This window comes from uncultured Microbacterium sp., from assembly GCF_963524805.1.
GTDB lineage: Bacteria > Actinomycetota > Actinomycetes > Actinomycetales > Microbacteriaceae > Microbacterium.
Genome location: NZ_CAURGG010000014.1, coordinates 1 through 18,073, shown reverse-complemented (window position 1 = coordinate 18,073; position 18,073 = coordinate 1). Strand labels below are relative to the sequence as shown.

Genomic DNA, 18,073 nt, shown 5'->3' with positions numbered 1-18,073 from the left:
GGCCGCCGGCCGCAACGATGCTCGTTGCCGTCAGCGCGGCCATGGCGCGTCGACCACGAGCCCGGAGTCCCAGGGCGGAATACCGCTCACCTTCCCGAGTGCCGGCGCGCCACATCGGCCGCCGAGGCGTAGATATCTTCATGTGCTTCATCTCCATTGATCGAGCCGTTCCGGGGTACGAACTGACGGCTTATCGTGGTTCAATGATGTGTCGAACCGGTTCGACAGCATTAAATCATCGAACCGGTTCGCTGGCAAGAGGATGGCGCGAGCCCGACCTGAGAATCCCGACACGGAACGGTTTCCTCATGTCCCGGTCTCCGGCCGCCCGACCGCGAGACTGCATGCGGCCGTCGAGCCTGCAGGGTTTACCCGCAGTCTCGACCACCGCATGCAGTCTCGCGGTCGGTGTGCGATCAGTGCGCGATGACCGGCTCGGCCGTGGATGCCGCGACCGGCGTGTGCGCCAGCGACAGGCCGTCGCCGCGCCGACGGAACAGCAGCGCCGAGACCACTGCACCGGTGGCGAAGAACGCCGCGCCCCACCAGTACGCGGTGGCGTAGCCGGCCAGCGCCGCCTGCACGCCGACCTCTGCGGTGACCGGCGCGTTGGCCACGAGGAAGTCGGCGGTCGCGGTCGCCGCCAGGGTGTTCAGCAGCGCGGTTCCGATCGAGCCGCCGACCTGCTGGCTCGTGTTCACGGTGGCGGAGGCCACACCCGCGAAGTGCCGATCCACACCCAGCGTCGCGGTCTGCATCGACGCCGGCATGATCGTCCCCATCGCGAAGCCGATGAGCATGAGCGGCGGCATGACGTTTGCGACGTAGACGCTCGACTCGTTCATGAAGGTGAGCCACACCATGCCGGTCGCGCCCAGCACCATGCCGATGGGCACGAGCACCTTCGGTCCGAACCGGGGCACGAAGATGTTCGTGCCCAGCTGTGCCGCCAGGATCAGCATCGCGATCATGGGAAGGAAGGCGAGGCCCGTCTGGATCGGCGAGTAGCCGAGCGTCAGCTGCAGGTAGTACGTGACGAACAGGAAGATGCCGAACATGCCTGCACCGGCGATCATCACCGACAGGTACGCCGCCCCGCGGTTGCGATCCATCACGATCGACAGCGGCAGCAGCGGGTGGGCGGCGCGCAGCTGCCACAGCACGAATGCGACCAGCAGCACGAGGGCGCCCAGCAGCATCCCCCACGTCAACGGCGAGTCCCACCCGTCGGTCTCGGCGTTCGAGAAGCCGAAGACCAGGCCGAACAGCCCGGCTGAGACGAGGATCGTGCCGGGGATGTCGAGCTTGGGCCGCGGACCCGTGCGCGCCATGAACGGGATGTACAGCAGCGCTCCGACCAGCGCGACGGCGGCGATGAACACGTTGATGTAGAGGTTCCAGCGCCAGTTGAGCGCCTCGGTCAGGATGCCGCCCAGGAGCAGGCCGATCGCGCCTCCGGCACCGGCGATCGCGCCGAAGACCCCGAATGCGCGTGCGCGCTCCTTCGGGATCGTGAAAGTCGTCGTCAGGACGGCGAGCGCCGTGGGGGCCAGGAGCGCGCCGAAGGCGCCCTGCAGCGCCCGCGCGCCCACGAGGAGCTCGAAGGTTCCCGCCGCGCCGCCCAGGGCGGAGGCGATCGCGAATCCGATGAGACCGACGATGAAGGTGCGCTTGCGTCCCCAGAGATCGGAGAGGCGTCCTCCCAGCAGCAGCAGGCTGCCGAAGGCGAGCGAGTAGGCGGTGATGATCCACTGGCGCTGGCCGTCGGTGAATCCGAGGTCGGCCTGCGCCGAGGGCAGGGCGATGTTCACGACTGTCGCGTCGAGGACCACCATGAGCTGGGCGAGGCCGACGACGGCGAGCGTCATCCAGTGACCCCGGTTCGTCGGGGTAGGCGTGGGAGAGGGAGAGGACATGACGCTCACTCTATACGGTACTATTGAGTTCCGGATCTCCGCGGTACAGGAATTTACCTGCCGGTAATATCGGGTCGGATGAGAGGAGTCGCCGCGATGACGCAGATCGACCTCGACGCGCCCAAGCCTCGACTGGGCCGCAAGCGCGACCACACCCGCGACCCCGAGATCCTCGAGGCGGCGCTGGATGTGCTGGCCGAAGAAGGGTATGACGGCATGACCGTCGACATGGTCGCCGCCCGCGCGAAGGCGGGCAAGGCGACGGTGTACCGCCGCTGGGCTTCGAAGGCCGATCTGGTGCTCGACGCGATCGCCTGCATGAAAGTCAGCGGGGTCGACCTCGCGGCGCCACCCGACACCGGAAGCCTGCGCGGCGACCTCCTCGCACTGGTGAAGACACCTACGATTCGCGAGAGCGAGCGCAAGCTCAAGGTCATGGCGGGCATCGTCTCGATGATCGCGCGGGATCCGGAACTGGCCGCCGCGGCGCACGAGGCCTTCGTCGAGCCGCGCGCGACCGCCAACCGCATCATCTTCCAGCGTGCGATCGACCGGGGGGAGATCTCCCCGGACGTGGACATCGAGCGGCTCTGCCTCGTCGGACCGGCGATGGTCGCCTATCGCACGCTCATGCTGCGAAAGCCCGTGGACCGGGAGTTCATGATCGGCAACATCGACCGCGTCATCCTGCCCGCGGCCGGCCTGCCTCAGACAGGTCCGGGCGCGTAGCGGCTCACGGCTCGAGCGTCACGTCCACCTGGATCTCTGCGGCCAGCTCCTCGAGCGCGCGCTGGATGTCATCGACGTCGACGGATGCCGGAACCCGGACGGCGATGAGGGCCTCGAACAGCCGACCTCCGGCCATCGCCGCATCGTACGTCTCGCTCGACATCCGCTCGATGCTGAGGCTCTGCGCGTTCAGCGCCGAGGAGATCTCGCGGACGATGCCCGGATGATCGTTGCCGAGCACGCGGAAGGCGAACAGGCGCGGGTCGGCGGCATCCCGAGTCGTATCGCTCGCGTGCGCCGTCACGGTCAGCATTCCGTCCAGGCCCGCGAGCGCTTCCCGCAGCTCTTCGAGTCGCTCGGGCGGCACGGAGACCTCGATGATGCCGGCGAAGGCACCCGACAGCTCGGCGAGCTGGCTGTTCTCCCAGTTGCCGCCGTGCGCGTCGACCACATCCGCCACCGCGGCGACCAGACCCGCGCGGTCGGCGCCGACCACGGTGAGCACGAGCATTGTCATGAGGCTCAGCGTACCGATCCCGCCTCTCGCATCCAGGGCTTGTGCGGCAACCGGTCGTACGATGGCGGCGGGCGCGCATCACAGGCCGGTGAGCGCCACTGGACTCTTGAGGATTTCGCACCGTGACCGATTCGACACGCAACGGCGCTCGCACGCCTCGCGTCTCCGCGCGCGTGCGGCGGCGGCGACGCTTCGCCGCCTTCCTGTCGGCGCTCGTCCTCGTGGCGGTCGTCGTGACCACCGTGTGGGTGATCGCCGCCACGCGCGGTGGTTCGGGTGCCGTCGCCGCGCCCTCCCCGGCGGCGAGCACCGATGACACGCCGACAGCGGAGCCGACTCCGCTCAGCGCCGCTCAGCAGCTGCTCGAGACGACGGAGGACCCCGACGCGTGCGCCGTGAGCTTCACCGCCGACGGCGTGGCCGACGAGCCGATGCTGCAGACGCAGGGAGCGCTGTACACAGGTCTACCTATACCGCAGAGCGACGGACGGGTGTTCGCCGGCTGGTACGCGACACCCGCGGATGCCGCCGCCTTCGCCATCCCGAGCCGTATCAACGGGTCCGAGCTGGTCGCGTGCACCGATCGGCAGATCACGCTCTACGGGTCGTGGAAGACACCCGACGAGAACGTGGCCGAGAACGCCCGCATCCCGATCATGATGTACCACCAGTTCACGACGCGGCCCGAAGGCGAAGACGGATGGCTGCGCGGAAACTACGCCTACATCGGCGACTTCGACGCGCACATGAACCACATCGCAACCGGCGGGTTCTACCTGCCGACCTGGGACGAACTGAGCGCCTTCATCGACGGCCGGCTCTGGCTGCCGAACCACTCGGTGATCATCACCGACGACGATGCCGATCAGACGTGGTTCGACCTGGCGGCACCGGTGGTGGACAAGTACAAGCTGCTGACGACGTCGTTCATGATCACTCGCGACCGACAGGATCCCGCGCCCAACGCCTACGTGCTGCGGCGCTCCCACACACACGCCATGCACCAGGCGGGAGCCAACGGCCAGGGGATGATGGTCAACGCCAGCGCGGAAGAGATCGCCGCTGACCTCGAGCAGTCCGCCGCCGTGCTGGGCGTCAAAGAGGTCGTCGCCTACCCCTTCGGCCACTACAACGACACCACCAAGCAGGGCGTCGCCGAGGCGGGCTTCGAGATGGGCCGCACGATCGAGCCGGGGTACGTGTCGATCGGCACGGACAAGCTCGCCCTGCCCGTCGTGCGCGTGAACTACGGCATGAACGTCAACGACATCATCGGCCTGATCGGCTGAGACCCGTGTCCGGCTAAAGCTCTCCGGGCGACATCGCCTGCGCGTCGAGCTCGTCGACGAGCTGTCGCGTCCGGCTGACCTGCGCCCCGGGCTTGCGGGGGGCGTAGACCACGAGCGAGTGGAACACGAACCGCACGACGAAGGCGACGATCAGCGTGATGGCGGTGGCGATGACCGCGGAGATGTGGCCGCCGCTCACCATGAGGGCGACGATCGGGATGCGGATGAGCAGCTCGGCGTTGTTGAAGGTGAACGACTTGGCGAACCGTGACCCGACTCCCGAGGCCTGTCCTCGCATGTCGTGGAAGACGAAGCGCTCCTGCAGCAGGAAGTTGCCGATGATCGTCACCTCGGACGCGATGATCGCCGCCACGATGTAGTTCACGCCGACGTGCGTCAGGCCCCACACGATCGCGATGTTGGCCAGCGCCCCGAGCCCGCCGATCACGGCGAACAGCGACATCTTGCCGAACCGCAGCGCCGTCAGCTGAGTCAGGAAGTGCAGGCCCTGGCGCATCGACGCCTTGGACTCGCCCGCATGGCGGCCGCCGAAGTCGAAGGACACCTCAGCGATGCGCAGGTTCCGCCGCGCGAGGATCTCGAGCAGGATCTTGAAGCCCCGCGGACGCAGGGTCGCGGCATCCACCACCCGCCGGTCGATGAGGAAGAAGCCCGTCATCGGATCGGAGACGTCCTTGAGCTTGATGGGGAACATCGCCCGCGTAAGGGCCGTCGACACCTTCGAGACGAGCACCCGTGTGCGGTCTGCGAGGCCGGCCGAGGTGCCGTCACCGGCGTACCGCGAGGCGATGACGACGTCCACATCGCCGCGGGCGAACCGGTCGTACAGCTCGCGGATCTTCTCGGGTGGATGCTGGAGGTCGCCGTCCATGACCAGGCAGGCGTCCGCGGCAGCGGCAGCGAGTCCTTCCAGGACCGCCCCGCCCAGACCGCCGGTGCGCCGCTCGCGGTGGATCAGCCGGACCGGTACGGAGGCGGACGCCGCAACCTCGAGCACGACGTCCGGCGTGGTGTCGGTGCTGTCGTCCACGAAGATGATCTCCGCGTCGATCCCGCGCGTCTCGTCCGCGACACGGCGAACGAGCTCCCCGACATTGGGAGCCTCGTTGTACGTCGGGACGATGATCGACAGCTGCATGGCGCCTCTATCGTCGCATGCGACCCGATGCCCGGCATCCGGCGCTCGTTCAGGCGGCATCCGGGAGAATGGAGGGATGACTTCCCCCTCCACGATCACGGTGTTCGGCGCCGACTGGTGCCGCGACTGCATCCGCACCAAGAGGCAGCTCGATTCGCTGGGCCTCACCTACGACTACGTCGACCTCGTGGAGGACCCGGCGGCGGCCGATGTCGCGCGCGAGATCTCCGGACGCACCAACATCCCGGTCGTGGTGTACCCCGACTCCTCGCACCACGTCGAGCCCTCCAACGCCGACGTCGAGTCGAAGCTGCGCGAGCTCTCCCTCATCTAGTCCGGCACCGCTCACTAGGCTGAAGCGCGTGAGCGAAGGCGCAGCGTGAGCGAAGGCGTGCAGGGCAACACCCGCGCGATCGAAGGATCGGTCGTGACGGACTTCACCGACCGCATGAGCTACGGCGGGTACCTCGAACTCGACACGCTCCTGGCTGCGCAGCATCCGCTCAGCGATCCCGAGCACCACGACGAGCTGCTGTTCATCATCCAGCATCAGACGACCGAGCTCTGGCTCAAGCTCGTCCTGCACGAGTTGTCGGCCGCGTGCGTCTTTCTGCGTGAGGACCGCCTGGCTCCGGCCCTCAAGTGCATCGCGCGCGTCAAGCACATCCAGCGCACGCTCACCGAGCAGTGGTCGGTGCTGGCGACCCTGACCCCGGCCGAGTACGCCCAGTTCCGCGGGGTGCTGGGCAATGCGAGCGGCTTCCAGTCGGCGCAGTATCGCGCCGTCGAATTCACCCTCGGCAACAAGAACGCCGGGATGCTCCGGGTGTTCGCCACCGACCCGGTCGCCGAGAAGCTGGTGCGCGAGACGCTGGAGGCGCCCAGCCTGTACGACGAGTTCCTGCGGCTGCTGGCGCGCCTGGGCTACCCCATTCCCGCCGCCGTGCTCGAGCGCGACGTCACGACGGCGTGGACGTTCACGCCGGAGCTCGTCCCGATCTTCGCCTCGATCTACGCCGATCCGCAGGCGCACTGGGCCGCGTACGAGACGTGCGAGGAGCTCGTCGACCTCGAGGACAACTTCCAGCTGTGGCGGTTCCGGCACCTCAAGACCGTCGACCGCATCATCGGGTTCAAGAAGGGCACCGGTGGATCCAGCGGCGTGCCGTTCCTGCAGAAGGCGCTCGAGCTGACGTTCTTTCCCGAGCTGTTCGCGGTCAGAACCGAGATCGGGCAATGAACCTGTGCCGCCGCCGGTCGCTGGGGAGGGCCGCCAGGCCCGTATCGAAGCGCGCGGTCAGAACCGAGATCGGACGATGACGGATGCCGCACCACGACCCCCAGCTGCTGCTCGAGCTGCTCGGCCCTGATGCCCGGCCGTGCCGCCGCGCCTTGAGCGGCAAGTCCGGGATCGCCCTGCCGCCGCTGCACGACCACCACGTGCACCTGCATCTGATCGATGAACGGCAGCTGGCCCTCCACGGCATCGCGGCCGTCGTCGACCTCGGCGGCGACCCGGTCGCGCTCGCCCGCCGGCCCTCTCACAGCTTTCCCCGTACGGCGTACGCCGGCGCCTTCCTCACCGCTCCGGGCGGCTATCCGACCGGACGCGGCTGGGCGCCCGATGCGGTGGTGCACCATGTCACCGATCCTTCGACGCACCCCGGCGTCAGCGGTGGGGCGGGCACGGCGGTCGACGAGCAGGCGGCGTGCGGGGTCTCCGTCATCAAGGTCGCACTCAATCGGACCGCGGGACCGGTCTTTGAACTCGACACCCTGAGGGCGATCGCGTCCGCGGCGCACGCGCGCGGCCTGCCGGTGGTCGCCCACGTGGAAGGACCTGGAATGATGAGCCTCGCTCTCGATGCGGGCGTCGACGCCCTCGCACACGCGCCGTTCAGCGAATGGCTGGATGGAGCGTCGATCGCACGGGCGCACGCCCTGGGTCAGTGGTGGATCTCGACCCTCGCGATCCATGAAGGCGCCGATGCCGAACGAGCGGCGATCAACCTGGCGACGTTCGCCGGTATCGGCGGGCGCGTGCTCTACGGCACGGATCTCGGCAACGGCGAGCGCCCGGACGGCATCCAGCGCGATGAGCTGACCGCTCTCGATACGGCAGGCGTACGCGGACCGGCGCTGATCGCGGCCCTGACCGATCCCTGGCCTGTCGCAGAGTCCGCGCACGGGGTGACGACCTTCGTCCCGGGCCCCCCGCCCGACCACCTCGACGCCGTCCCCGCGTGGCTCGCGGGCGCGACGGTCGTCCCCACTGAGGAGCTGATCCACGATGACCACCGTTGACGCGGGCGCTGCACGCGCCGCATCCGACCGGCTCGCCGACGAGGCTGCCGCCCTCGACGCCGCCGATCCGCTCGGCGGGCTGCGTGCGCAGTTCATCGGGTCCGAGTCGTCGCTGGTCTACTTCGACGGCAATTCGCTCGGCCGGCCCCTGCGCCGCAGCGCGGAGCGCCTTCGGGCGTTCGTGCACGAGCAGTGGGGCGGGCGGCTGATCCGCGGCTGGGACGAGTCGTGGATGCAGCTTCCCTTCGAGATCGGCGATGTCCTCGGACGTTCGGTGATCGGCGCTGCGCCCGGGCAGACGGTGATCGGGGATTCCGCCACGGTGCTGCTCTACAAGCTCATCCGCGCGGCCTTCGACGCCCAGCGCGCCGCGGACCCCGCGCGCGTGGAGATCGTGGTCGACACCGACAATTTCCCCACCGACCGCTATCTGGTCGAGGGCATCGCCGCCGAACGAGGAGGTCGCGTCCGCTGGATCGAGGTCGACAGGTCCTCGGGCGTGACCGCCGAGGCGCTGCGCGCGGCGGTCGGCCCCGAGACGGCCGTCGTGGTGCTCAGTCAGATCGCGTACCGATCCGGCTACCTCGCCGATGCCGAGACCCTCACCGAGATCACGCACGACGCGGGAGCGCTCGTGCTCTGGGACCTCTGCCATTCCGCAGGATCAGTGGCGATCCAGGCCGACGTCTGGGGCTTCGACCTCGCGGTGGGCTGCACGTACAAATACCTCAACGGTGGCCCGGGCTCCCCCGCGTTCGCCTATGTCGCGCAACGCCATCAGGCGCTGCTCGCACAGCCGATCCAGGGGTGGATGGGCGCCGCCGACGTCTTCGCGATGGGCCCGGAGTACGCTCCGGCGGCCGGCATGCGGCGGTTCCTCTCCGGCACGCCCCCGATCGTCGGCATGCTCGCCCTGCAGGACACGCTGGCGATGATCGAAGACCTGGGCATCGACGCCATCCGTCGCAAGTCCGTCGCCCTCACCGAGTTCGCGATCCGGCTCTCCGACGAGATGCTCGCGCCGCTGGGCGTCGGCGTCGCCTCGCCCCGCGATGCCCGAGAGCGCGGCGGACACGTCACGCTGCAGCATCCGTCCATGCGTGCCGTCACGGCTCGGCTGTGGCGGCAGGACGTGATCCCCGATTACCGGAACCCGGGCGGCCTGCGCATCGGTCTGTCCCCCCTGTCGACCAGCTTCGCCGAGACGCTCGCCGGCATGGTCGCCGTTCGCGACGCGGTGGTGGCCGAAACCGCCTGAACGACCCGGGGAGCGAGACGCGGCTGACATTCAGGCGCACCCCACGTGGAACTGGGTTTCGGGTCGTATGCTGGAGCCTCCCGCCCGAAGGAGAGCGCCGTGTCGCCCAGCGCGAAGTCATCGACCGTCACGAACTCGGCGGACCCCCAAGGCGCATCCGCGCGGTCAGACCTCGATGCGGTCGAGACCGACAGGGTCGACGCGGCGATCGCCGAGCTCGCGGCAGGGGCGCGCATCTGGTCGCACCTGACGCTGGATCAGCGGGCGCGGCTGCTGGAGCGCCTGCACGCCACGACCGCCGCGAACGCGCAGGAGTGGGCCGAGACCGCCGCGCTGTCCAAGGGGCTCGGGCCCGGGCATCCGCTGCGCGGTGAGGAGTGGCTCGGGGGGCCGTACGCCACGCTGGTCGCGCTGGAGGCCTACCGTCGCAGCCTCGCGGCGCTGTCGAAGGGGCTCAGCCCTCTCGACGGAGTGACGCTGGATGCCGGACCCGGCGGCCGGCTGCGCGCGCATACGTTCCCGCTTTCGGCGATGGACGGCCTTCTGCTGTCGGGCTACTCGGGTGAAGTGTGGTTCGAGCCCGGTGTCACCGAGAAGCAGGCTCGCGCGCAGGCGGGGCTGGGACAGCGGCACCCCTCGCACAGCGGCGGCATAGGTCTCGTCCTGGGCGCCGGCAACGTGACCTCCATCCCGGTGCTGGACGTCCTGTACGAGCTGCTCGCGCACAACCGCGTGGTGATCCTCAAGGTCAATCCGACCCAGGACACCCTGGTGCCGGTGTACGAGCGGGCGCTCGCACCGCTGATCGAGGCCGGGCTGCTGCGCATCGTCCGGGGCGGCGGTGAGGTCGGCGCGTACTTGACGGCCCATCGCGACGTCGCCCACGTGCACATCACCGGCGCCGCGCCCACGTTCGACGCGATCGTGTGGGGAACCGGACCGGACGCGGCCCTGCGGCGACGCGAGGGTCGACCGCAGCTGGAGAAGCCGATCACGGCCGAGCTCGGCGGTGTCTCACCGATCATCGTGGTTCCCGGCGAGTGGACCACGGCCGACCTGCGCTACCAGGCCGAGCACATCGTCACCATGCGGCTGCAGAACAGCGGCCACAACTGCATCGCCGGCCAGGTCGTGCTGCTGAGCGCAGAGTGGCCGCAGCGGGCGGCATTCCTGGCGGAGCTGCGTCGCGCGTTCGGCGCGGCCCCCGCACGAACCGTCTGGTACCCGCGCAGCGATGAGAAGCTCGAGGCGGCGGCATCCAGCTATCCGGGCGCGACGCGCGTCGGCGACGGCACCCGCCTGCTCGTCGAGATCGGCCCGGGAGAAGATGCGACCGATCTCGAGACGACCGAGTACTTCGCGCCCGTACTCGGGGTCGTGCAGATCCCGGGGAACGGGCAGGAGTTCCTGGATGCGGCCGTCACGCACGCGAATGAGCGTCTGGTGGGCACGCTCGGCGCGAACGTCCTGATCGATCCGGCCACCCAGGCCATGCTCGGTGAGGGCTTCGAGAACGCGATCGTCCGCCTGCGCTACGGCGCGATCTCGATCAACTCGTGGACGGCCTTCGCCTTCCTCACGCCGACCCTCACGTGGGGCGGCTACCCGGGAGGCACGCTCGAGAACGTCGTGAGCGGCATGGGCGTCGTGCACAACGCGCTGCTGCTGCAGGGCATCGAGCGATCCGTCACCCGCGGACCGTTCCGGCCTTTCCCGCGCTCGATTCCGCGCATCATCCGCACGCGCAGCCTCGCGAAGGGATCGGTGCTGCCCAAGCCTCCGTGGTTCGTCGACTCCCGCACGGGCGCCAGCGTGAGCGAGGGCTTCACGCGTTACCGGATGGACGGCAACCTGGGTCGTCTGGCCGCGACTCTGGTGCAGGCGTTCCGCGCGTGAGCCGACAGGATCTGACCGCGGACTACATCGTCGTCGGCGCAGGATCGGCCGGCGCCGCCGTGGCCGCCCGGCTGAGCGAGGACCCTGCGGTGACCGTGCTGCTGCTCGAGGCGGGTTCGCCCGACAGGGCGCTGGAACTGCACGTGCCGGCCGCCTTCTCGAAGCTCTTCCGCGGCGCGTACGACTGGAACTACGACACCGTCCCGCAGCCGGAGCTCGAAGACCGCACGATCTACTGGCCGCGCGGCAAGACGCTGGGCGGATCCTCGTCGCTGAACGCGATGATGTGGATCCGCGGCTTCGCGGCCGACTACGACGACTGGGCGGATGCCGCGGGCGAGCGCTGGTCGTGGAAGGCGCTGGTGCCGTACTTCCGGCGCGTGGAGGACACCGAGGACCCGGCCGACCCGACGCAGGGCAGCGGCGGACCGCAGCACATCCAGCATCAGCGCGACCCGCGATCGCACACCGCCGCGTTCCTGGCCGCGGCGGTCGAGTCGGGTCACCCCGTGACGGCACCGAACCTGCCTGAGCGCCAGGGCTTCTCGCAGACCATGGTCTCCCAGCGCCGGGGTGCGCGCGCCTCGACGGCGGACGCCTACCTGCGACCCGCGCGCCGTCGCAAGAACCTGCGCGTCGTGACCGGGGCTCTCGTGCGCCGCGTGACGTTCGCGCCTTCCACCCCGAGCGGACTGCCGAGGGCGACGGGCGTCTACGTCCAGATCGGCGGCGTCACCCGGCAGGCCTCGGCCCGGCGCGAGGTGATCCTCGCCGGCGGTGCCGTGAACACCCCCCAGGTGCTCATGCTGTCCGGCATCGGCCCGGCCGCGCAGCTCGCCGAGCACGGCATCCCGCTCATCGTGGACAGCCCCGACGTCGGCAGCAACCTGCAGGACCACCTGGTCGCCGGGCTCGCACCCGCCGCACACGAGGGCACCCTGTTCGGCGCAGAGAAGCCCGCCGAGCTGGCCCGCTACCTCGTGACGCGGCGCGGGATGCTGACCTCCAACGTCGCAGAGGCGTACGGGTTCGTGCGCACCGAGGTCGCCGACCGCACCGGCATGGCCGATCAGCTCCCCGACATCGAGATCATCTTCGCCTCGGCGCCCTATGTCGGCGAGGGGCTCGTGCCGCTGCCGGCGGAAGGCCTGACCGTCGGCGCGATCCTGCTGCGCCCGCGCAGTCGCGGCACGGTCCGCCTGCGCTCGGCCGACCCGACCGACAAGCCGGTGATCGACCCGCGCTACCTCAGCGACCCGGACGGCATCGACCGGGCGACGATGCTGGCAGGGCTCGCCGAGTGCGAGCGACTGGTCGCGACCGCCGCGCTGCGCGCAGTCACGACCGGCGGCTGGGTGCAGCCCGAGGGCGGCGAGACGATGACCCCGATCGAGCGCGCGGAGCTCTCGCTGCGCCGCTACTCGCACACCCTCTACCACCCGGTCGGCACGGCCCGCATGGGCTCGGACGCCGCCTCGGTGGTCGACCCCGACCTCCGGGTCCGCGGCGTCGAGGGCCTGCGCGTGGCGGACGCGTCGGTGATCCCCACGCTCATCCGCGGACACACCAACGCACCCGCGATCGTGGTGGGAGAGGTCGCGGCGGACCTGATCCGCGGCCGGTGATTCAGCCGGCGAAGCGGTCGGTCGCCGCGACCAACGCCGCCGCGATGCCGGGCTCGCTCGCCGAATGGCCGGCGTCGTCGACGACGACCAGTTCGGCCTCCGGCCACGCCCGGTGCAGATCCCACGCCGTCATGATCGGCGTGCAGATGTCATAGCGCCCCTGCACGATCACCGCCGGGATGTCGCGCAGCGACGCGGAGTCCTCGATCAGCTGCTGATCGCGGAACCATCCGTCGTGGACGAAGTAGTGGTTCTCGATGCGGGCGAACGCCGTCGCCGCTGCCGGTTCGGTCATGCCGGCCACCAGGTCGGGATCGGGCCGGAGGGTGAGGGTCGAGGCCTCCCAGCGCGACCACGCGACCGCCGCCGGGACGTGAACCGCCGGGTCCGGGTCGTTCAGCCGCCGGTGGTACGCCTCGATCATCCGCGAACGCTCGAGCACCGGGATGGGGGCGATGAACGCCTCCCACAGATCCGGGAAGATCGCGGCCGCACCGCCCTCGTAGAACCACTCCAGCTCGTGGCGGCGCAGTGTGAAGATGCCGCGGAGCACGAGTTCGCTGACGGCATCCGGGTGCGTCTCGGCGTAGGCGAGCGCCAGGGCGCTTCCCCACGAGCCGCCGAAGACCTGCCAGCTCTCGATGCCCAGATTGCGGCGAAGCAGCTCGATGTCGGCCACGAGGTGCCATGTCGTGTTGAAGCGCAGATCGGCGTCCGTCGCGCTCGCGTGCGGCGTGCTGCGTCCGCATCCGCGCTGGTCGAACAGCACGATCCGGTACTTCTCGGGGTCGAAGAAGCGCCGGTGCCAGGCCGAAGTCCCGGCGCCCGGGCCGCCGTGCAGGAACACGACGGGTTTGCCGTCCGGGTTGCCGCTCTGCTCCCAGTACAGCCGATGGCCGTCGCCGACGAGCAGCATCCCCGTCTCGTACGGCTCGATCTCGGGGTAGAGGGACTCCAGCCCATTCGGATCGGTCATAGATCGCTTCCCGCGACCGTGAAGGTGTCGCACGCCTGGATGCCACCCGAGAGCCCGGCGTTGAACCAGCGCGCGCGCTGCTCGCTCGAGCCGTGCGTCCAGGTCTCGGGATTGACCTGCCCCCCGGACTCCTGCTGGATGTGGTCGTCGCCGACCGTCTGGGCTGCGTTGATCGCGTCGTTGATCTCCTGCGGCGTCGGAGGCTGCAGGTACGGCACGCCGTTCTCGTCCTCCGTCGTCGAAGCCGCGGCGACCCAGGCGCCGGCGAAGCAGTCCGCCTGAAGCTCGGTGCGCACGCCGTTGGAGTCGGCCCCGGTCCCGTTGTTCGGGTACTGCTGCATGATGCCGGTGATCTGCTGGATGTGGTGGCCGTACTCGTGCGCGAGCACGTACAGCTGCGAGAGCGAGCCGGCGGTCGCTCCGAACTGATCGCGAAGCAGTGCGAAGAACGTCGGGTCGATGTAGACGCTCTCCTCGGGCGGGCAGTAGAAGGGTCCGGTCTGGTTGGAGGCCGTGCCGCACTGCGTGCCGGTGGAGCCGTCGACGATGATCAGCTGGGGTTCGCGGTAGCCGTCGACGTTCTCGGCCCAGAACTGGTTGATCGAGAGGGATGCCGCAGCAAGGCGGCAGTCATCGTTGGCGTTCGCGTCAGCACCGGTCTCGCAGTTCGCGATCGCCTCGCCGGTGTCGCTCGGGTTGGGCACACCCCCGCCACCCACCAAGCCGGACAGGTCTGTGCCGGTGAACAGCTGGAACAGCAGAACGGCGAGCGCGCCCAGGCCTGCGATTCCGCCGCCCGCGACGGCGATGCCGCCGCCACCGCGGCGTCGGGCGGAGTTGCCGCCGACGCTCGCGTTGTCGTTGAAGGTCATGCGTTCACGGTACCGGGCTCCCGGGCGCCGACCCGGGACATTCCCGGCACCCGTGCGGATTGCTAAGCTGGTCGGTCGCGCTTCGCGGCCACTCGATGCGGAAGCGCCGAAGGGGCGGGAATAGGCTCGGCGCATGGCAACCCCTGCGACCACGATCACGATCACCGGCGCCGGCGGGCAGATCGGCTACGCGCTGCTGTTCCGAATCGCGGCCGGGGAGATGCTCGGCCCGGACCGTGCAGTCAGGCTGCGGCTGCTGGAGATCCCGCAGGGCGTGCGCAGCGCCGAGGGAGCGGCCCTCGAATTGCAGGATTGCGCATTTCCCCTGCTGCAGTCGGTGGAAGTCACCGACGACCCGCTCGTGGCGTTCGACAACGCCGGCATCGCGCTGCTGGTCGGAGCGCGACCGCGCGGGCCGGGCATGGAGCGGGCCGATCTGCTCGCCGCCAATGCCGGCATCTTCGGGCCCCAGGGAGCGGCGATCGGGGCCGTGGCCGCGGACGACATCCGCGTCGTGGTCGTCGGAAACCCCGCCAATACGAACGCACTCATCGCCGCGGCATCCGCCCCCGACGTTCCCTCCGACCGGTTCACGGCGCTGACGCGACTGGACCACAATCGCGCCGTCGGCCAGCTCACCGACGCCCTCGGTGCTCGCCCGGACGAGATCTCGGGACTGGCGATCTGGGGCAATCACTCCGCGTCGCAGTTCCCGGACGTCTCTCATGCCCGGGTCCGCGGGGAGTCCGTCATCGAGGCACTCGCGTCGCGGCTCGGAGGCCTCGCCGCGGCGGAGGCCTGGCTCGACGAGGCGTTCATCCCTCGGGTCGCCCGGCGCGGGGCGGAGATCATCGAGGTGCGCGGGTCGTCCTCGGTCGCGTCGGCCGCGAACGCAGCGATCGAGCACGTGCGCGATGACCAGGCCGGCACGCCGTGGACCTCCGCGGCGGTCGTCTCCCGCGGCGAGTACGGCGTGCCCGAGGGTCTCGTGTGCTCGTTTCCGGTCTCGTCATCCGGCGACGGGTACCGAGTGATCGAGGGACTCAGCCTCGACGATCGAGCGCGCGCCCGCATCGACGCCTCCGTGGCCGAGCTTGCCGCGGAGCGCGACGCCGTGCGCGCCCTCGGGGTGCTGTAGCCGCATGGAAGTGCTGCTCATCGCGGTGGTCGGGATCGTGGTCGTCGCCCTGGCCACGGCGCTCGCGCCTCGCGTCGGCATCGCAGGGCCGCTGGCCCTGGTCGCGATCGGCATCGCCGTGAGCCTGCTCCCCCTGTTCCCCGCGTTCGAGGTGGACCCGGAGATCATCCTGGTCGGCGTCCTGCCGCCGCTGCTGTACTCCTCGGCTGTCTCCCTGCCCGCGATCGAGTTCCGGCGCGACTTCCGACCCATCGCCGGCCTGTCGATCCTGCTGGTCCTGGTCAGCACGGCCGCCCTGGCGGTGTTCTTCGTGCTCGTCCTTCCCGGAATCGACCTCTATCTGGCGATCGCGCTCGGCGCCCTGCTGAGCCCCACGGATGCCGTCGCCACGTCCATCGTGAAGCGGCTGGGCATCTCGACCCGGGTCGTGACGATGCTGGAGGGCGAGAGCCTGCTCAATGACGCCACCTCGCTCGTGCTGCTGCGCACGGCGATCGCTGCGATCGCGGTCGGCAGCGTTTCGATCGGAGAGGCCGTCTGGTCCTTCGTCTGGGGCGTTCTCATCGCCGTCGTGATCGGGGCGCTCGTCGGACTGCTCGCGCTGCGGGTGCGCACCTGGGTGGCGCACTCGGCCGCGAACACCGCGCTCAGCTTCGTCGTGCCGTTCGTCGCCTATCTGCCCACGGAGCAGCTCGGCGGTTCCGGGCTGGTCGCCGCCGTCGTCGCCGGCATCGTGACCGGCCAGGGCGCCGCCCGCTGGTTCTCCCCGGAGCAGAGACTGTCCGACGAGCTGAACTGGCGCACCGTCGAGCTCATGCTCGAAGGCGCGGTCTTCCTGGTGATGGGACTGCAGCTCAAGGAGATCGTGAAGGCGAACATCGAGGACCATCAGGGCCTCTGGCACGGCGCCTGGCTCGCGGTGTCCGCGATCGGCATCATCATCCTGGTTCGCGCCGGGTATGTGGCCCTCCTCGTGTGGTCGCAGGGGAGGCGCGCGCGACGGCTCTACCGCGAGCGCCTGGAGGATTTCACCGTGCGGCTCGACGAGATCGAAGCGGGCGCGATCTCGGAGCGCGACAGCCGGCGGCGTGGCGGACCGAGAACCGCCCGGGCGCGGGAACGTCAGATGAGCCGCATCCGCGCGCGCGTGTCGCGGATGCTCGGCGACCTCGACTACTACCAGGCGTCACCCCTCGGCTGGAAGCACGGCACGGTGATCGTGTGGGCGGGGATGCGGGGCGTCGTGACCCTGGCCGCCGCTCAGACCCTGCCCGAGGGCCCGATCCAGGCGCTTCTGGTCTTCGTGGCCTTCCTGGTCGCCGTGGGAAGCCTCATGCTGCAGGGATTCACGCTGCCCTGGCTCGTCCGCTGGCTCGGGCTCGAGGGCTCTGGGGGGTCGGGACCCTCCGCCGAGGAGCAGCGACGACTCGATGAGGAGATGCGCACGGCTGCAGCATCCAGCGTCACCGGCGGCGGTCTGAGCCGTCGCGACGGCTCGTCGTTCTCCCCGAGAGTCATGGACGTCGTCGCGAGCAGGATGACGCAGCCTCCGGACGATGACATGACGGCATACGGCCACGAGGTGCTGGAACTGCGACTCGCGATGATCGGCGTGATGCGGACCCGACTGAACGCCCTGTCGCGCGACGGCACGTTCAGCACCGCAGCCCTGCGGCACGCCTTGGCCGAACTGGATGCCGACGAACTCAGCCTCGAACTGCGTCTGGACGACGAGCTCTGAGCGTGCACGCGGTATCGCGACCGGCTCGGCACAGGTGAGAATGGACAGCATGAGCGATATGACGGATGCCGTGACCCGGCGTTCGGCTGCGCTCGATGCCGATCCGCACAGCCAGACCAGCCCCCTGCACCTGCCGCATCAGGCCGCGGACTGCCCCAAGTGCTTCACCGAGCTGCAGCGCGATCGCGACTGGTGGCTCGCTCGCCCCGCCGGATCGCGCCTCGTCGGATTGGTGATCTCGCGCGATGACATGCCCAGCGTGACCGAGCAGCGCGACGAGCTCACCCGCTTCGGCGTGCCGATCGAGGGTTTCCGGCATCCCGCACCCGAGACGCTCGAGTCGTGGGAAGCGCGGCTGGTGCGCCTGTTCGGCACACTGCGCAGCGGCGATGTGCTCGTCGTGGCGACCGTGCACGCCCTCGGCCGTGACATCGACGAGGAGACGCGCACGGTCGCGGAGCTTCATCGGCGCGGCGTGGTCGTGAAGGTGCTCAGCCATGGCGGGCGGCACCTGTACGACGCGGGGCGCTAGGCGGATCGGGCTACCTCGATCGACCCTCCCGGACAAGAGGCGTCGATCCATCGGAGGACGATGTCAGAGGGTAGTCGTACATTTGTTCTATGGCTGGAATGCTCGATTCACTCCTCGCGGA

At 69.7% G+C, this 18,073-nt stretch carries 16 protein-coding genes; 11 read left to right on the top strand and 5 right to left on the bottom strand.

All coding sequences use genetic code 11. The features are described from left to right. Positions 1-416: 416 nt before the first annotated feature. On the bottom strand, positions 417-1,916 hold the full coding sequence (locus tag RWQ91_RS16835; protein WP_314508317.1) for an MFS transporter: 1,500 nt from the start codon (positions 1,914-1,916) through the stop codon (positions 417-419). 96 nt (positions 1,917-2,012) lie between these two features. On the opposite strand from RWQ91_RS16835, the gene RWQ91_RS16830 reads away from it, so the two are divergent. Beyond that, entirely contained in the window at positions 2,013-2,645 is a 633-nt protein-coding gene (locus RWQ91_RS16830; RefSeq protein ID WP_314508315.1) for a TetR/AcrR family transcriptional regulator, read from the top strand. 4 nt (positions 2,646-2,649) lie between these two features. On the opposite strand, the gene RWQ91_RS16825 is transcribed toward RWQ91_RS16830, so the two are convergent. Next, on the bottom strand, positions 2,650-3,162 hold the full coding sequence (locus tag RWQ91_RS16825) for an ACT domain-containing protein (protein ID WP_314508313.1): 513 nt from the start codon (positions 3,160-3,162) through the stop codon (positions 2,650-2,652). A gap of 122 nt (positions 3,163-3,284) precedes the next feature. On the opposite strand from RWQ91_RS16825, the gene RWQ91_RS16820 reads away from it, so the two are divergent. Next, positions 3,285-4,451 carry a polysaccharide deacetylase family protein gene (locus RWQ91_RS16820; RefSeq protein WP_314508311.1) on the top strand — a complete coding sequence of 389 codons (1,167 nt, stop codon included), beginning with the start codon at positions 3,285-3,287 and terminating at the stop codon, positions 4,449-4,451. 13 nt (positions 4,452-4,464) lie between these two features. Here RWQ91_RS16820 and RWQ91_RS16815 read toward each other — a convergent pair whose 3' ends face one another. After that, on the bottom strand, positions 4,465-5,610 hold the full coding sequence (locus RWQ91_RS16815; RefSeq protein WP_314508310.1) for a glycosyltransferase family 2 protein: 1,146 nt from the start codon (positions 5,608-5,610) through the stop codon (positions 4,465-4,467). 76 nt (positions 5,611-5,686) lie between these two features. Between RWQ91_RS16815 and RWQ91_RS16810 the strand changes: the two genes are divergently transcribed. From RWQ91_RS16810 to RWQ91_RS16785, 6 genes are all read left to right on the top strand, one after another. Next, complete coding sequence (locus tag RWQ91_RS16810) at positions 5,687-5,944, top strand: glutaredoxin domain-containing protein (protein ID WP_314508309.1); 258 nt, start codon at positions 5,687-5,689, stop codon at positions 5,942-5,944. A gap of 45 nt (positions 5,945-5,989) precedes the next feature. Further along, complete coding sequence (gene kynA / locus RWQ91_RS16805) at positions 5,990-6,850, top strand: tryptophan 2,3-dioxygenase (protein WP_314508306.1); 861 nt, start codon at positions 5,990-5,992, stop codon at positions 6,848-6,850. A gap of 83 nt (positions 6,851-6,933) precedes the next feature. Then, positions 6,934-7,914, top strand: coding sequence for a hypothetical protein (locus RWQ91_RS16800; protein WP_314508304.1), 981 nt, complete (start codon positions 6,934-6,936; stop codon positions 7,912-7,914). Next, positions 7,901-9,172, top strand: a complete 1,272-nt coding sequence (locus RWQ91_RS16795) for an aminotransferase class V-fold PLP-dependent enzyme (protein ID WP_314508303.1) — start codon at positions 7,901-7,903, stop codon at positions 9,170-9,172. The genes RWQ91_RS16800 and RWQ91_RS16795 overlap by 14 nt, the downstream gene beginning before the upstream one ends. 99 nt (positions 9,173-9,271) lie before the next feature. After that, positions 9,272-11,068: an aldehyde dehydrogenase family protein gene (locus RWQ91_RS16790; protein WP_314508301.1), complete on the top strand. Its 1,797-nt coding sequence runs from the start codon at positions 9,272-9,274 to the stop codon at positions 11,066-11,068. Further along, the gene (locus tag RWQ91_RS16785; protein ID WP_314508298.1) at positions 11,065-12,693 is read left to right on the top strand and encodes a GMC family oxidoreductase N-terminal domain-containing protein; all 1,629 of its coding nucleotides are present in this window, start codon (positions 11,065-11,067) and stop codon (positions 12,691-12,693) included. The genes RWQ91_RS16790 and RWQ91_RS16785 overlap by 4 nt, the downstream gene beginning before the upstream one ends. Position 12,694: 1 nt before the next feature. On the opposite strand, the gene pip is transcribed toward RWQ91_RS16785, so the two are convergent. Both pip and RWQ91_RS16775 read right to left on the bottom strand, forming a co-directional pair. Continuing rightward, entirely contained in the window at positions 12,695-13,669 is a 975-nt protein-coding gene (gene pip, locus RWQ91_RS16780; protein WP_314508297.1) for a prolyl aminopeptidase, read from the bottom strand. Next, on the bottom strand, positions 13,666-14,541 hold the full coding sequence (locus RWQ91_RS16775) for a neutral zinc metallopeptidase (RefSeq protein WP_314508296.1): 876 nt from the start codon (positions 14,539-14,541) through the stop codon (positions 13,666-13,668). Before RWQ91_RS16775 ends, pip begins: the two co-directional genes overlap by 4 nt. 133 nt (positions 14,542-14,674) lie before the next feature. On the opposite strand from RWQ91_RS16775, the gene RWQ91_RS16770 reads away from it, so the two are divergent. Genes RWQ91_RS16770 through RWQ91_RS16760 form a run of 3 tightly spaced genes read left to right on the top strand, consistent with a single transcriptional unit; the run spans position 14,675 to position 17,952 of the window. After that, positions 14,675-15,679: a malate dehydrogenase gene (locus tag RWQ91_RS16770; protein WP_314508294.1), complete on the top strand. Its 1,005-nt coding sequence runs from the start codon at positions 14,675-14,677 to the stop codon at positions 15,677-15,679. A 4-nt stretch (positions 15,680-15,683) separates the two neighbouring features. Next, a complete protein-coding gene (locus RWQ91_RS16765; protein WP_314508292.1) occupies positions 15,684-17,420 on the top strand; it encodes a sodium:proton antiporter in 1,737 nt (578 codons plus the stop codon). A gap of 58 nt (positions 17,421-17,478) precedes the next feature. Beyond that, positions 17,479-17,952 carry a recombinase family protein gene (locus tag RWQ91_RS16760; RefSeq protein WP_314508331.1) on the top strand — a complete coding sequence of 158 codons (474 nt, stop codon included), beginning with the start codon at positions 17,479-17,481 and terminating at the stop codon, positions 17,950-17,952. The last annotated feature ends 121 nt before the right edge of the window (positions 17,953-18,073 follow it).